The 14,184-nt window shown below is 71.7% G+C and carries 12 protein-coding genes; 5 read left to right on the top strand and 7 right to left on the bottom strand.

Features of this window, described 5'->3' with window-relative positions:
- Nucleotides 1–323 precede the first annotated feature (323 nt).
- The 4 genes from EV190_RS18695 to EV190_RS18680 form a co-directional block, all read right to left on the bottom strand.
- Nucleotides 324–1,121, bottom strand: coding sequence for a succinate dehydrogenase/fumarate reductase iron-sulfur subunit (locus EV190_RS18695; protein ID WP_133742892.1), 798 nt, complete (start codon nt 1,119–1,121; stop codon nt 324–326).
- On the bottom strand, nt 1,118–3,025 hold the full coding sequence (locus tag EV190_RS18690; protein WP_133742891.1) for a fumarate reductase/succinate dehydrogenase flavoprotein subunit: 1,908 nt from the start codon (nt 3,023–3,025) through the stop codon (nt 1,118–1,120). The genes EV190_RS18695 and EV190_RS18690 overlap by 4 nt, the downstream gene beginning before the upstream one ends.
- 11 nt (nt 3,026–3,036) lie before the next feature.
- On the bottom strand, nt 3,037–3,849 hold the full coding sequence (locus EV190_RS18685; protein WP_133742890.1) for a hypothetical protein: 813 nt from the start codon (nt 3,847–3,849) through the stop codon (nt 3,037–3,039).
- Nucleotides 3,850–4,239: 390 nt separating this feature from the next.
- Nucleotides 4,240–5,181, bottom strand: coding sequence for a LysR family transcriptional regulator (locus tag EV190_RS18680; RefSeq protein ID WP_133742889.1), 942 nt, complete (start codon nt 5,179–5,181; stop codon nt 4,240–4,242).
- A gap of 79 nt (nt 5,182–5,260) precedes the next feature.
- On the opposite strand from EV190_RS18680, the gene EV190_RS18675 reads away from it, so the two are divergent.
- The 3 genes from EV190_RS18675 to EV190_RS18665 are packed head-to-tail and all read left to right on the top strand — an operon-like array spanning nt 5,261 to nt 8,661.
- Complete coding sequence (locus EV190_RS18675) at nt 5,261–5,977, top strand: succinate dehydrogenase cytochrome b subunit (protein ID WP_133742888.1); 717 nt, start codon at nt 5,261–5,263, stop codon at nt 5,975–5,977.
- Entirely contained in the window at nt 5,978–7,918 is a 1,941-nt protein-coding gene (locus EV190_RS18670; RefSeq protein ID WP_133742887.1) for a fumarate reductase/succinate dehydrogenase flavoprotein subunit, read from the top strand.
- Nucleotides 7,915–8,661: a succinate dehydrogenase/fumarate reductase iron-sulfur subunit gene (locus tag EV190_RS18665; protein ID WP_133742886.1), complete on the top strand. Its 747-nt coding sequence runs from the start codon at nt 7,915–7,917 to the stop codon at nt 8,659–8,661. Before EV190_RS18670 ends, EV190_RS18665 begins: the two co-directional genes overlap by 4 nt.
- A 92-nt stretch (nt 8,662–8,753) precedes the next feature.
- Here EV190_RS18665 and EV190_RS18660 read toward each other — a convergent pair whose 3' ends face one another.
- Nucleotides 8,754–9,908 carry a hypothetical protein gene (locus EV190_RS18660; RefSeq protein ID WP_133742885.1) on the bottom strand — a complete coding sequence of 385 codons (1,155 nt, stop codon included), beginning with the start codon at nt 9,906–9,908 and terminating at the stop codon, nt 8,754–8,756.
- A gap of 196 nt (nt 9,909–10,104) precedes the next feature.
- Here EV190_RS18660 and EV190_RS18655 point away from each other — a divergent pair, with 196 nt between their 5' ends.
- Both EV190_RS18655 and EV190_RS18650 read left to right on the top strand, forming a co-directional pair.
- Nucleotides 10,105–10,386: a type II toxin-antitoxin system Phd/YefM family antitoxin gene (locus tag EV190_RS18655; protein WP_133742884.1), complete on the top strand. Its 282-nt coding sequence runs from the start codon at nt 10,105–10,107 to the stop codon at nt 10,384–10,386.
- Complete coding sequence (locus EV190_RS18650) at nt 10,383–10,658, top strand: type II toxin-antitoxin system RelE family toxin (RefSeq protein WP_133742883.1); 276 nt, start codon at nt 10,383–10,385, stop codon at nt 10,656–10,658. Before EV190_RS18655 ends, EV190_RS18650 begins: the two co-directional genes overlap by 4 nt.
- A gap of 10 nt (nt 10,659–10,668) precedes the next feature.
- Here EV190_RS18650 and EV190_RS18645 read toward each other — a convergent pair whose 3' ends face one another.
- Together EV190_RS18645 and EV190_RS18640 are read right to left on the bottom strand one after the other, a co-directional pair.
- Nucleotides 10,669–13,521, bottom strand: coding sequence for a DEAD/DEAH box helicase family protein (locus EV190_RS18645; RefSeq protein WP_133742882.1), 2,853 nt, complete (start codon nt 13,519–13,521; stop codon nt 10,669–10,671).
- Entirely contained in the window at nt 13,518–14,177 is a 660-nt protein-coding gene (locus tag EV190_RS18640; protein WP_243742666.1) for a TrmH family RNA methyltransferase, read from the bottom strand. Before EV190_RS18640 ends, EV190_RS18645 begins: the two co-directional genes overlap by 4 nt.
- Between the last annotated feature and the right edge of the window lie 7 nt (nt 14,178–14,184).

The following is a 14,184-nucleotide window of genomic DNA, read 5'->3' as shown; positions in this document are numbered from 1 at the left end:
CTGTTTCCCCCGAGGTCAAGGTTCTCGGGGGGAAACAGCAAGATCACCAACGGAAACCACGCGAAACGGACGTCGTGGGCGCGGCCCCGACCCGCCCCCGCCGTCGCTGCCTGCTGTCACCTCGCGATCCGCATGGCGTGAGGCCGAAAGGCCCCCGAAACACCGGTGCCCGAATTCACCCCCGCGCCGGAGGTTCCCTACGGGGTTTCCGGCGCGGGGGCGGTTCGGTGTCGGGAGTCCGCCGACCGGATCGTCGGGGTGTCCTTGTGTGCGGTGACGGGGCGGCGACGGTGAGCGGGGCCCCGGCCCCGGAAAGGCCGAGATCACCGGGGAGTACGGCGGGTGTTGGGCACGATCGGCGTGTCCCGGCGCAGTCCGGGGCGCAGGCCGATCCTCTCGCCGAGCCACACCAGCGGGTCGTATCTGCGGTCGGCCACCCGCTCCTTCAACGGGATCAGGGCGTTGTCGGTGATCCTGATGTTCTCGGGGCAGACCTCGGTGCAGCACTTGGTGATGTTGCAGTAGCCGAGTCCGAACTCGTCCTGGGCGATCATCCGGCGGTCCGCGGTGTCCGCCGGGTGCGTCTCCAGTTCGGCCACCCGCATCAGGTAGCGCGGACCGGAGAAGTGCTCCTTGTTCTCCTCGTGGTCCCGGGTGACGTGGCAGACGTTGTTGCACAGGAAGCACTCGATGCACTTGCGGAACTCCTGCGGGCGCGCCACGTCCTCCTGGCGCATCCGCATCTCACCCGGTCCGAGGGCGGGATCGGGGGTGAACGAGGGGATCTCCCGGGCCTTGGCGTAGTTGCGGGAGACGTCGCACACCAGGTCCCGGAGCACCGGGAAGGTCCGCATCGGGGTGACGGTGACGACCTCGCCGGGGGCGAAGACGCTCATCCGGGTCATGCACGACAGCCGGGGCCTGCCGTTGATCTCCATCGAGCAGGAACCGCACTTGCCCGCCTTGCAGTTCCACCGGACCGCCAGGTCGGGGGCCTGCGTGGCCTGGAGGCGGTGCAGGACGTCCAGCACCACCTCGCCCTCGTTGACCTCCACCTCGTAGTCGACCAGCGCGCCTTCGCCGCCGTCGCCGCGCCAGACGCGGAACGTCGCACTGCTCATTCGCCTGCTCCTTCCTCGGCCGGCGCCGTCGTGGCGAGCTCTTCCTCGGTGAGGTACTTGGCCAGCTCGGCCCGGTCGAACAGGGCGAGCAGGTCCGGACGCAGATCGGGCAGGTCCTGGCGGCGCAGCCGCACCCGGCCGCCCTCCAGGGCGGCGACCAGGTTCACCCGGCGCCACCGCGCGGACATCCGGGGGAAGTCGTCCCGGGTGTGGCCGCCGCGCGACTCCTCGCGCTCCAGGGCCGAGCGGGCCACCGCCTGGGACACCAGGAGCATGCTGCGGAGGTCCAGGGCGAGGTGCCAGCCGGGGTTGTAGGCGCGCGCCCCCTCGGCCCGCACACCGGCCACCCGCGCTTCGAGCGCGTCCAGGACCTCGATCGCGCGCTCGATCTCGGGGCCCCTGCGGATGATGCCGACCAGGTCGTTCATCGTCTGCTGGATCTCCCGGTGCAGCGTGTACGGGTCGTCCCCCGCCTCGCGGGCCAGCGGGGCCCCGGCGGCCTCGGCGGCCTCGGCCGGCGCTCCGGCGGGAACCGTCGGACGCTCGGAGAGGGAGTCCACGTACTCGGCCGCGCCCAGGCCGCAGCGGCGCCCGAACACCAGCAGGTCCGACAGCGAGTTACCGCCCAGCCGGTTCGACCCGTGCATCCCGCCCGAGACCTCCCCGGCCGCGAACAGCCCGCGCACCCCGCCCGCGGCGGCCCCGGTGTCGGGGTCCACCTCCACCCCGCCCATCACGTAGTGGCAGGTGGGACCCACCTCCATCGGCTCGGCGGTGATGTCGACGTCGGCCAGCTCCTTGAACTGGTGGTGCATCGACGGCAGCCGCCGCATGATCTCCTCGGCGGGCATCCGGCTGGACACGTCCAGGAACACCCCGCCGTGCGGCGAGCCGCGGCCCTCCTTGACCTCGGTGTTGATGGCGCGGGCGACCTCGTCGCGGGGCAGCAGCTCGGGGGGACGGCGGTGGTTCGCCGGGTCGGTGTACCAGCCGTCGGCCTCCTCCTCGGTCTCGGCGTACTGGGACCGGAAGACGTCCGGCACGTACCGGAACATGAACCGCCGGCCCTCGGAGTCGCGCAGCACCCCGCCGTCGCCGCGCACCGACTCGGTGACCAGGATGCCCTTCACCGACGGCGGCCAGACCATGCCGGTGGGGTGGAACTGCACGAACTCCATGTTCAGCAGGTTCGCCCCGGCGCGCAGGGCGAGCGCGTGGCCGTCACCGGTGTACTCCCAGGAGTTGGAGGTGACCTTGAACGACTTGCCGATGCCGCCGGTGGCCAGCACCACGGCGGGCGCCTCGAAGAGCAGGAACCCGCCCGTCGCGCGGTCGTAGCCGAAGGCCCCGGCGACGCGGTCGCCGTCCTTGAGCAGCTCGGTGACAGCGGTCTCGGCGTACACCTTCAGCATCGCCTCGGGGTCGCCCAGCGCGGCGGCGTCGTCCTGCTGCAGCTGCACGACGCGCTGCTGGAGTGTGCGGATGAGCTCCAGGCCGGTGCGGTCGCCCACGTGCGCCAGCCGCGCGTACTCGTGCCCGCCGAAGTTGCGCTGGCTGATGCGCCCGTCGGGGGTGCGGTCGAACAGCGCCCCCCACAGCTCCAGCTCCCAGATCCGGTCGGGCGCCTCCTTGGCGTGGAGTTCGGCCATCCGGGGGTTGTTGAGGAACTTGCCGCCCCGGATCGTGTCGCGGAAGTGCACCTGCCAGCTGTCGTCGGGGTTGGCGTTGCGCAGCGCCGCGGCGGCCCCTCCCTCGGCCATCACGGTGTGCGCCTTGCCGAACAGCGACTTGGAGACGATCGCGGTGCGCTTCCCGCGAAGCCGCGCCTCGATCGCCGCCCGCAGTCCCGCGCCGCCCGCGCCGATGACCACGACGTCGTAGCGCTGCGGTGTGATCTCGGACAATGGTGGTCACCTCAGTTGAAGAGTCGGGGGTCGGCGATGGTGCCGCTGGACAGGAGCAGCACGTAGAGGTCGGTGAGCGTCAGCGTCGCCAGGGTGGTCCAGGCGAACAGCATGTGCCGGGTGTTGAGCCGGGACACCCGGGTCCACAGCCAGTACCGGACCGGCCGGCCGCCGAAGCTCCGGAGGCGGCCGCCCATCACGTGCCGGCAGGAGTGGCAGGACAGCGTGTAGCACCACAGCAGGACCACGTTGGCGAGCAGGACGAGGTTCCCCAGCCCTATCCCGAACCCGCCCTCGGCGCCGTGCGCGAAGGAGACCGCGGCGTCGTAGGTGTTCAGCAGCGAGATCAGCACGGCGGCGTAGAAGAAGTACCGGTGCAGGTTCTGCCCCAGCAGCGGAAGGCGCGTCTCGCCCGAGTAGGAGCGGTGCGGTTCGCGCACCGCGCACGCGGTGGGCGCCTGCCAGACGGAGCGGTAGTAGGCCTTCCGGTAGTAGTAGCAGGTGAACCGGAAGAGGAGCAGGAACGGCAGGCTGACCAGGGCGTAGGGCAGGAACCAGGGGAACTCCCACGGCAGGGTGCCGAACACCGCCGATCCGGGCTCGCAGGAGGCGCTCACACAGGGCGAGTAGAACGGTGTGAGGTAGTGGTGCTCGGCCACCCAGTAGTGGTCCTGCTGGAAGACCCTCGCGGTGGCGTAGACCACGAAGGCCGCCAGGCCCAGCGCGGTGAGCAGGGGGCCGGTCCACCACCGGTCGGTGCGCAGGGTGCGCGCGGCGATCCGGGCGCGGCGGGAGCCGGGGGCGGGGGAGGTGGTCGCTGTCATGGGCGCGGCATCCTTCGTCTCCTCGCGGCGGACAGCGGCCGGACGAGCCGCGGGGCGTGGGAACCGGCCGTGCTCCTGGAGCCCGTCGACGACGCCGGCGGGGCGTGACCGGCGGCGGTGAATACGGGCGGTCGCGAATTCTGCGGTGCGTTGACGCGATTTTAGTGTGGGGTGCGCCATTCCGGAATAGCGGTCGGATGGCGTTTCTTTTTGTCCTGCGGAGTTTGTCGGGAAATGCGGAAAGTGCGGCTTTTGTTTTTCCCGGGGCCCTCGGAGCCTCCGCAGCCGGGACGGGCCCGCCACGGGGAACGCCGGGGTGGAGCCGGTTCCCGGCCGTCCGCCGCGGCCCTTCCTCCCGCACCGCCGCCGCAGCCCCGCGCAGGAGGCCCGTCACCCCTCGGGCGGGGCGATGACCTCCAGGTCCTCGCCCAGATCGGCCTCGGTGAGCGTGCCGAGGTAGCCCATCAGGCCGTGCCGGAAGGCCAGGGCCGCGTGCGAGGGCGCCACGTCCTTGCGGTGCGCCAGGGCGATGGTGCGCAGCAGCCGGGGCCTGGACAGCGGGGTGCCGCGCAGGCCGGGCCGGTTCTTCAGCACCATGCTCGGCACCACCGCCACGCCCAGGCCCGCCTCCACGAAGCGCAGGACGGCGTCCATCTCCCCGCCCTCCACCGCCAGACTCGGTTCGAAGCCGGCGGCGCGGCAGGCGTACAGCGTCGCGTCGCGCACGTCGTACCCCCGCCGGAACATCACCAGCGGCCGGTCGCGCAGGTCGGTGATGCGCATCGAGACGCGGCCGGTGGGCGGGGGGTGGTCCATCGAGCTGACCACGATCAGGCTCTCGCGCAGGATCGGGACGGTCACGAGTTCCGGGTCGCTGCTGTGCAGCGGAAGGATGATCAGGGCCAGGTCCAGTTCGCCCCGCCCCAGGGCCCGGATCAGGTCGCGCGAACCGCTCTCCTCGACGTGGAGCTCGATACCGGGGAAGCGGACGTGGAACCGGGCCAGCGCGTCGGCGAGCAGCCCCGCGCACAGGGACGGCGTGGCGCCGAGGCGGACCCGCCCGCGCCGCATCCCGGCCAGCTCCTGGACCTCCCGGCGGGCCGTCTCGAGGTCGGTGAGCATGCGCTGGGCAAGAGGAAGAAGGGCCTCGCCCGCCGGAGTGAGTGTGATATTTCCCCGGGCGCGAACGAATAACGGTGCGCCGAGCTCCTCCTCGAGGGCTCTGATCTGCTTGCTCAGACTGGGCTGGGCGACCCGCGAGACCTCGGCTGCGCGGGTGAAATGCCTGGTCTCGGCGACCGCGAGGAAGTAGGCGAGCTGCTGGAACTGCATGTTCCATAGCCTACGGCTATGGAGACCAGCGTTCCCATGACTTAGACGAGTGTGTTAAGGGAGTCCTAAAGTTCACATCGTGGCGAACAGTACCCTGACCAAGCAGCGGTCAACGGCGTTCAGGTCGACGGTGGCTCTCAAATCCGCAATGGCGGTCACCGGCGTGATCCTGGTGCTGTTTTTGATCGCGCACATGTACGGCAACCTCATGGTCTTCGGCGGCCAGGAGGTCTTCGACAACTACGCGCACCACCTGCGCGAGCTCGGCGAGCCGATGCTCCCGCACGAGGGCGCCCTGTGGATCATCCGCGTCGTCCTGCTGGCGAGCGTCCTCATCCACGCCTACGCGGCCTTCACGCTGTGGGCGCGGGCGAGGCGGGCGCGGGCCGCGACAGGCGTCCGGCGATACCAGAGCACCCAGAACAAGAAGGGCGTGCAGCGCAGCTACGCCTCGTTCACCATGCGGTGGGGCGGCGTCATCGTCATCCTCTTCGTGGTGTACCACCTCCTCCACTTCACCACGAACCACATCGCGCCGGGAGGGGCCTCGGACAGCCCCTACCAGCGCGTCGTGAACGGGTTCGAGATCTGGTGGGTGGTGCTCAGCTACCTGATCGCCATGCTCGCGGTGGGCCTCCACCTGCGGCACGGCATCTGGAGCGCGACCCAGACCCTCGGGCAGAACAAGGCGGGCCGCCAGCGGGGCCTCAACGTCATCGCGACGGCCATCGCCGCGGTGATCACCGTCGGCTTCCTCGTTCCCCCGTTCTCCATCTTCTTTGGTCTGGTGGGTTAAATGACCGAGCTTTACACCGAAGGCGCTCCGATCCAGGACGAGAAGGCCCCCGACGGCCCCATCGCCGAGCGCTGGGACAAACGCCGCTTCTCCGCGAAGCTGGTCAACCCCGCGAACCGGCGCAAGCTGTCGGTCATCATCGTGGGGACCGGCCTGGCCGGGGCGTCCGCGGCGGCCACGCTGGGCGAGGCCGGCTACAACGTGACGAGCTTCTGCTACCAGGACAGTCCCCGCCGCGCGCACAGCATCGCGGCACAGGGCGGTATCAACGCGGCGAAGAACTACCGCAACGACGGCGACAGCATCTACCGGCTGTTCTACGACACCGTCAAGGGCGGCGACTTCCGCTCCCGGGAGTCCAACGTCTACCGGCTCTCCCAGGTCAGCGTCGAGATCATCGACCAGTGTGTGGCCCAGGGCGTCCCCTTCGCGCGCGAGTACGGCGGCCTGCTCGACAACCGCTCCTTCGGCGGCGTGCAGGTCTCCCGGACCTTCTACGCGCGCGGCCAGACGGGGCAGCAGCTCCTGATCGGCGCCTACCAGGCGCTGGAGCGCCAGATCGCGGCCGGGACCGTCACGATGCACACCCGGCACGAGATGCTGGAGCTGATCGTCGTCGACGGCAAGGCGCGCGGCGTGATCGTGCGCGACATGGTCACGGGCGAGGTCGAGAGCCACTTCGCCGACGCGGTCGTGCTGGCCTCGGGCGGCTACGGCAACGTGTTCTTCCTGTCCACCAACGCCATGGGCTGCAACGTCACGGCGACCTGGCGGGCGCACCGCAAGGGCGCGCTGTTCGCGAACCCCTGCTACACGCAGATCCACCCGACCTGCATCCCGGTCAGCGGCGACTACCAGTCCAAGCTGACCCTGATGAGCGAGTCGCTGCGCAACGACGGCCGGATCTGGGTGCCCAAGGAGATCGGGGACGACCGCGACCCGCGCCAGATCCCCGAGGAGGAGCGCGACTACTACCTGGAGCGCGCCTACCCGTCCTTCGGCAACCTGGTGCCGCGCGACATCGCCTCGCGCGCCGCCAAGAACGTGTGCGACGAGGGCCGCGGCGTCGGCCCCGGCGGTCTGGGCGTCTACCTGGACTTCGCCGACGCGATCAAGCGGATGGGCCGCCCGGCCGTCGAGGCCAAGTACGGCAACCTGTTCGACATGTACCAGCGCATCACCGGGGAGAACCCCTACGAGACGCCGATGCGCATCTACCCGGCGGTGCACTACACGATGGGCGGGCTGTGGGTCGACTACGACCTTCAGAGCAACATCCCCGGCCTGTTCGTGACCGGTGAGGCCAACTTCTCCGACCACGGTGCGAACCGCCTGGGCGCCAGCGCCCTCATGCAGGGCCTGGCCGACGGCTACTTCGTGCTGCCCAACACCATCAACGACTACCTCTCGGCGGGCCCGTTCGAGAAGGTCGACGAGGACACCCCCGAGGCCAAGGAGGCCGCGGAGGCGGTGCGCGCGCGCATCGACAAGCTGCTCTCGATCAACGGCAGCCGGACCGTGGACTCCTTCCACAAGGAGCTCGGCTCCATCATGTGGGAGTACTGCGGCATGGAGCGGACCGAGGAGGGCCTGTACAAGGCCATCGACCGCATCCGCGGGCTGCGGGACGAGTTCTGGCGGGACGTCAAGGTCACCGGGGTCAACGAGGAGCTCAACCAGACACTGGAGCGGGCCGGGCGGGTGGCCGACTTCTTCGAGCTGGCCGAGCTCATGTGCATCGACGCGCTGCACCGCCGCGAGTCCTGCGGCGGCCACTTCCGGGCGGAGAGCCAGACCGAGGACGGCGAGGCGCTGCGCCACGACGACGAGTTCGCCTACGTGGCGGCGTGGGAGTTCACCGGGACCGGTGAGAGCCCCGTGCTGCACAAGGAGAACCTGGAATACGAGTACGTCGAGATGAAGCAGCGGAGCTACAAGTGAACATCACCCTGCGCGTTTGGCGCCAGAAGGGCAAGGACGACGAGGGCCGGATGGTCTCCTACCAGGTCGAGGACGTGTCCCAGGACATGTCCTTCCTGGAGATGCTCGACGTCCTCAACGAGAAGCTCACCGTCGCGGGCGAGGACCCGATCGCGTTCGACCACGACTGCCGCGAGGGCATCTGCGGCGCCTGCGGCGTGGTGATCAACGGCATCGCGCACGGACCCGAGGTCACCACCACCTGTCAGCTGCACATGCGCAGCTTCAAGGACGGCGACACCATCGACGTCGAGCCGTGGCGGGCCAAGGCGTTCCCGGTCATCAAGGACCTGGTGGTGGACCGGGGATCGCTCGACCGCATCATCCAGGCGGGCGGCTACATCAGCGCCCCCACCGGCACCGCGCCGGACGCCCACGCCGTTCCGGTTCCCAAGACCGACGCGGACCGCGCGTTCGACGCCGCCACCTGCATCGGCTGCGGCGCGTGCGTCGCGGCCTGCCCGAACGCCTCGGGCATGCTGTTCACCGCGGCCAAGGTCACCCACCTGGGCATGCTCCCGCAGGGCCAGCCCGAGCGGGCGGCCCGCGTGGTCAAGATGGTGAACCAGCACGACGAGGAGGACTTCGGCGGCTGCACCAACATCGGCGAGTGCGCCGCGGTCTGCCCCAAGGGCATCCCGCTGGACACCATCTCCCAGCTCAACAAGGACCTGCTGGGGTCCCTGGCCTCGGGCAAGATGTAACACCCGGACCCGGCCGGACACGGGGCCCGCCCGCTTCCACGGAAGCGGGCGGGCCCCGCGCGTCGCGGGCCGCCGTCCCGGGAGGGGCGGGGTCAGGCGTCCGGATCGGACAGGGAGGCGACCCGGAGGGCGAGCTCCTGGGCCTGGACCAGGGAACCGAGCGCCTCGTCCTGGTAGGGGTGGGCGGCGCCGGCCTGGGTGACGTCCGCGGTGATCGCCTCGAGGACCTCCGCCGCCCGGCGGTCCTCCTCCTCCCGCTCGGCGGCCCGGACCTTGTCGGCGTAGGACTCCAGGACCTTGATCCGCGCCCTCACTCCGGCCACGTCCTTGTCGAGGGCGGCGCGGGCCCGTTCGGCGGCCCGGCGGCTGCGCTCCCCGGGGGTGGGGGTGGTGTCGATCCTGCGCCGGTTCCGGGACTGCCTGAGCAGGCTCTCGGCGAGGGACCACTCGATGTCCGCGAGAACGACCTGGTTGCGCGTCCTGTCCAGCAGCAGCCCCTGGCGGTGCGGCGACGAGCGCAGCACGGTGTCCACGGCGGTCTGGGCCCGGAGGAGGAGCTCCCGCGCGGGCCGGTCGAGGGCGTCGGCGCTGACGAATCGGCCCTGGAGGGAGGCGACGACCCGCTCGGGGTCCTTCTCCTGCCGGAGGCGCAGTTCGCGGCGCTTGGCATGCCTGGCGGCGACGACGAGCCCGGACCAGAGCAGCCCCAGGGAGAGGAGCAGGGCTCCGAACGCCACCGGGCTGATCCCCAGAACGACCAGCAGGATGACGCCGCCTCCCGTGAAGGCGCCCACCCGGCCGCACCCCGCCTGCCTGGGAGCGCTGGGCGGCTCCGGCGCTTCCGCGGGCTCTTCACGGGAGCGCAGCCGGGACAGGGCGAGGTTCAGGCCGGCCGCCTCTTCGGGGGAGAGGCCGGGGTGGACGGTGACGCGTGCGGGCCCCGCTCCCCGGGAGAGGCCCTGACGGCCCGGCCGCCGCCTCTTCCTGGTCTCGGCGGTCCCGGGGGTCGCCGGGGCCGTCAGACTGGCGTGGACCTTGCGCCCGGACTTGGTGAGGAGCCAGTGGCCTCCGCCGTGGTCGTACGCGACCAGGTCGCGCCGCTCCAGAGCGTCCACGGTCTGGGAGGAGTGCTCTCCGCGCAGGCGAAGCATCCCCGGTTCCCGGGGGACGGCCTCGGCCTTGCGCAGGGCTTTCGTCATGGCGGGGGTGATCTCGGCGGGGTTTCCCCCGGAGGGTGTGGGACTCACGGCTCCCCTTCCGGCCTACGGATTCCGGTGCCCGTAAGGCTATGCCGCGCCGAAGGGCTTCCGACGGCAGGGCCGGATGTTTCCGGGACGAGGTCTGCTCTCACCCGCTCCCGGCCCTGGCCCCAGCGCTCGCTCCCCCGCTCGTCTACTCGCTCGGTGGTGGCATCGCCACCAGGAGATGACTACAATTCTGACCATGAAGACGCTTCCGTTGGCAGACGTCAAAGCCAGGCTGTCCGAACTCGTCAACCAGGTCGAGAAGCAGCACGACCAGATCACCGTGACCCGCAACGGCAGAGCCGCCGCCGTGGTCATCTCCGTCGACGAATGGGAGAGCCTGCGGGAGACGATCGAGATCCTGTCGGACATCGACACGGTGGCCGCCATCGCGGAGGCGCGCGCCGACATCGAGCGCGGCGATGTGTACACCACCGAGGAAGTACTCGCCGAACTGGCCGCCCGGCGGCGCGGCGAGTGAGCGATCTCTACGACCTCCGCTGGACCAGGAGCGCGAAGCGGGCTCTGGCGGAGGAACTCCCGGAGAACGTCGCGGCGGCCGTCCTCGAACTGATTCTCGGCCCGCTTCGTAAGACCCCCTACCAGGTGGGAAAACCCGTCCGTGAACCGTTCGACGGCATGTACTCCGCGCGTCGGGCCACCTACCGGGTCCTGTACACGGTGGACGACGACAAGCGCGTCGTCACCGTCGAAGTGGTCAGGCACCGGCGCGACGCCTACCGGGCCGGGTGACCGGCCGGGGTCAGGACCAGGTCAGGCGGGAGGCGGTCTGCACCGGGTAGGGGTCGGTGGCGTAGTGGGCGTACAGCAGGCGCGATCCCGCCGGGCTGGCGGTGTACACCGGCTCGCCGCTCGAGATCCACCGGTTCCAGGCCGTCGAGAACGCCTCGGCCCCCCTGCGGTTGCGGGCCAGCAGGGCGGGGACGGCGTGGAAGACCACGGGGTTGTCGGGGGCGCGCCCGCGCATCCAGGCCACGCCCAGGCGGCGGGCGTGGGTGTGGCCGGCCGGGCGGGCCAACCGGTAGCGGGCCACGATGTAGCGTGGGGTCCCCACCAGCGGGGAGACCACCTCGTCCAGAGCGGTGCTGAACGCCTCGGAGGCGGCGGGGCCCGCGCCGGTGAAGGTGAGCCGGAAGGTGCCGTCGGTGTCGATGTCCAGGCGCACCCCCTCGGCGCCCACCGGCGAGTACCCGGCCCCCTGCAGGGCGTCGGCGACGGCGTAGCCGAACCGGACGATGTCGGGCTCTCCCCCCGCGGCCTCCATCAGGTGCCCCGCGAAGCGGAAGCGCGGCCCGCGCGCGGCGAGGCGCTCGGCCCCCAGGGCCAGGAACATCGCGATCACCCCGCTCACCCCGCTGGACAGGCCGAGTGCGAGCATCATGGCCGGGACCGACACCAGCAGGACCGCGGCGCCGGTGACCAGCGACGCCCGGGTCGGCTCCAGGGTCGGCGGCGCGGAGGCGCTGATCCCCGCGGCGGCGGGCACCGCCAGGGGGGCGGGGGGACGCGTGCCCTCCGGACGCGGCGCCAGCGACCCGTGCCGCTGCGGACGCACCCGCAGGGTCGACAGCAGCTCGTCGACGTAGGGAGAGCCGATCCGCCACCGTTCGCGGGTGTCCTCGCGGTCCTCGGCGCGGGCCAGCATGCGGGCGTTGACAGCGTCCAGCTCGGCCGTCGGCGGCGGCCCGTACGGGGACAGGGCCGGGTCCACGTGCGCGACGCCGCTCATCACCTCGCCGTCGGCGGCCACCCCCAGGTAGCCCTCGTGCTTGCGGACGAACCGCTCCCAGTCGGCGCCGCCCTTGGGATGCGCGTCGCTGACGCAGACCACGGTCCAGGTGTGCGCGGTCTTCTCCGGCCAGGCCGGGTCGAGGCGCAGCGCCCGCCCGCGCCCCTGCACGACGGAGGTGGGGGTGGTCGCGGTGGTCAGGTCGATGACGGTGTTGACCGTGCGGGCGTCCCAGCCCTCGCCGAGCAGGGCCCGGGTGCCCACCAGCACCCGGCAGTCGCCGCGCTCGACGTAGTCGGTGACCATCCGGACCCAGCTGCGCGAGGTCCAGCGGCCCTCCACGCGCACCAGGGAGCCGTCCCCGCCGACCTCCACGACGGACAGTTCGAGTCCGGGTCTTCGCTCGGTGGCGAACGCGATGAACGCCTCGGCGGTCTCCGGCGCCGCGGCCACCGTGCGGCCGGTGACCAGCATGGGGGAGAGCGCGCGGGTGCGCTCGTCGGCCACCAGCAGCTCCAGTTGCAGCCACGCCGACCCCGCCTGGGCGCCCAGGACCTCCAGGAGCCGGGCCGAGGGCCGGGCGCTGGCGCGCTCGTGGTCGCACAGCACCAGCGCGCGCAGCCGCGGGCCCAGCGAGGCCGCCTCGGCGGCGGCGATCTCCACCGTGCCCTGGGACTTGGCGGCGCTGCGGGCGAGCACGCGGTCCACCGGGGAGCGGCCGCTGCGGATGCCGTACCTGGTGAGGGTGTAGCCGATCGCGGGCAGTGCCGTGCGGATGCGCTCCAGCGCCCGGTCGTCTGCGTCGCCGGCGGTCGGGGCGGCCACGTCCGGACGGCCTCCGCCCGGCTTGCCGCGCAGGCATTTGAGGACGTAGTCGCTGAGCAGCGCCATCCAGTCGTCGGCGGTCGGGGTGCCGCGGTGCCGCTCCAGGACGCGGGCGCCTTCGGGCAGCGGGCTGAGGCCCGCGTGGTGCAGCCGCAGCACGGCGTCGGTGAGCTCGGGCTCCTGGGCGGCCAGCCGGGCCCAGTCCAGGCGCTCCCCGGTCTCGGTGGTCCGCTCGTCGAAGCGCAGGCGCAGCCAGGTCGGGAAGTCGGTCCGGGCGAAACCGGGGGAGAGCAGGTCGGTGCACAGCTCGGTGAAGCGCAGGCCCTGCTCGGTGATGTAGTCCCGTTCGGCGGGGGTGGGCTCGGTGACCCAGACGAGTTCGGCGAACGGGGCGAGGTAGCCGTCGCGGACCAGGGCCGGGATGGACGCGCCGTGGACGGGGGCGCCGAACAGGGTGGCCACGAGACCGGCCTCGTTCGCCGACAGGCTCTCCGCGGGGGTGCCGGTCAGCCCGATGACGTGCGCGTCCTCGAGGTCCGCCAGCACCTCGGCGAGCAGCCGCCCCCACATCTGCAGCAGATGGTGGCACTCGTCCAGGATGACCGTGATCGGCCCGGCCGCGTGCAGCGCCTCCACCAGGGCGCCGCCGTTGCCGTGCAGCCTCCCCAGGAGGGACAGCTCGTTGCCCTCCTCGTCGGTCTCGGCGTCGGGGTCGAAGACCGCCAGGGACTGGTAGGTCAGGACGGTGACGTCGTGCTCCAGGGAGCGCCGGAGCCCCGCGGTGCAGCCGTCGGGGCGTTCGAACGCCCGCCACTGGGTGATCCACTGGCCCTGGATCGCGGTGTTGGGAGTGAAGACGACGGTGCGCCGGCCGAGCCGCCGCGCGGCCTCCAGCCCGACGAGCGTCTTGCCCGCCCCGGGCGGCAGCACCACCCAGGCCCGCTTGTCGCCCGAGGCCCAGCGCGCGTCGAGCGCGGCCAGGGCCTCCTCCTGGTAGGGGCGCAGTTCACCGGCCCACCGGGCCGCTCCGACTCGACTCATACGGCCTGGTCGAACACGTGAGCGCGGACCCAGGCGTGCATGGCCACAGCGGCGGCGGCGCCCGCGTTGATGGACCGGGTGGATCCGAACTGGGCGATGGACAGCACCGCGGTACAGGTCGCGCGGACCTCCTCGGAGAGGCCGGGGCCCTCCTGCCCGAACACCAGGACGCAGGCGCGCGGCAGCGGATAGGTCTCCAGCGGGACCGAGCCGGGCAGGTTGTCGACGCCGATCACGGGCAGGCCGCGCGCCCCGGCCCAGGAGGTGAGCTCGGCGGCGCCGGGGTGGTGGTGCACGTGCTGGTACCGCTCGGTCACCATGGCGCCGCGCCGGTTCCAGCGGCGGCGGCCGACGATGTGCACGGCCTCGGCGCCGAAGGCGTTGGCGGTGCGCACCACCGAGCCGATGTTGAAGTCGTGCTCCCAGTTCTCCACGGCCACGTGGAAGGGATGCCGCCGGGTGTCGAGGTCGGCGACGATGGCCTCGTGCCGCCAGTAGCGGTAGCGGTCCACGACGTTGCGGCGGTCGCCTCCGGAGAGCAGCTCGGGATCGTAGTGGCCGCCCTCGGGCCATGGCCCCTCCCACGGGCCGACGCCGACCGGGGGACGGTCGGACGTGGGATCGGGGATCGGGGGAGACACGACCTGCTCACTCACGTCGTCC

This window comes from Actinorugispora endophytica, from assembly GCF_004363075.1.
GTDB classification, from domain to species: Bacteria; Actinomycetota; Actinomycetes; order Streptosporangiales; family Streptosporangiaceae; genus Actinorugispora; species Actinorugispora endophytica.
Note: the sequence above shows the minus strand (reverse complement) of the source record. Positions and strands in the feature narration are given on the sequence as shown.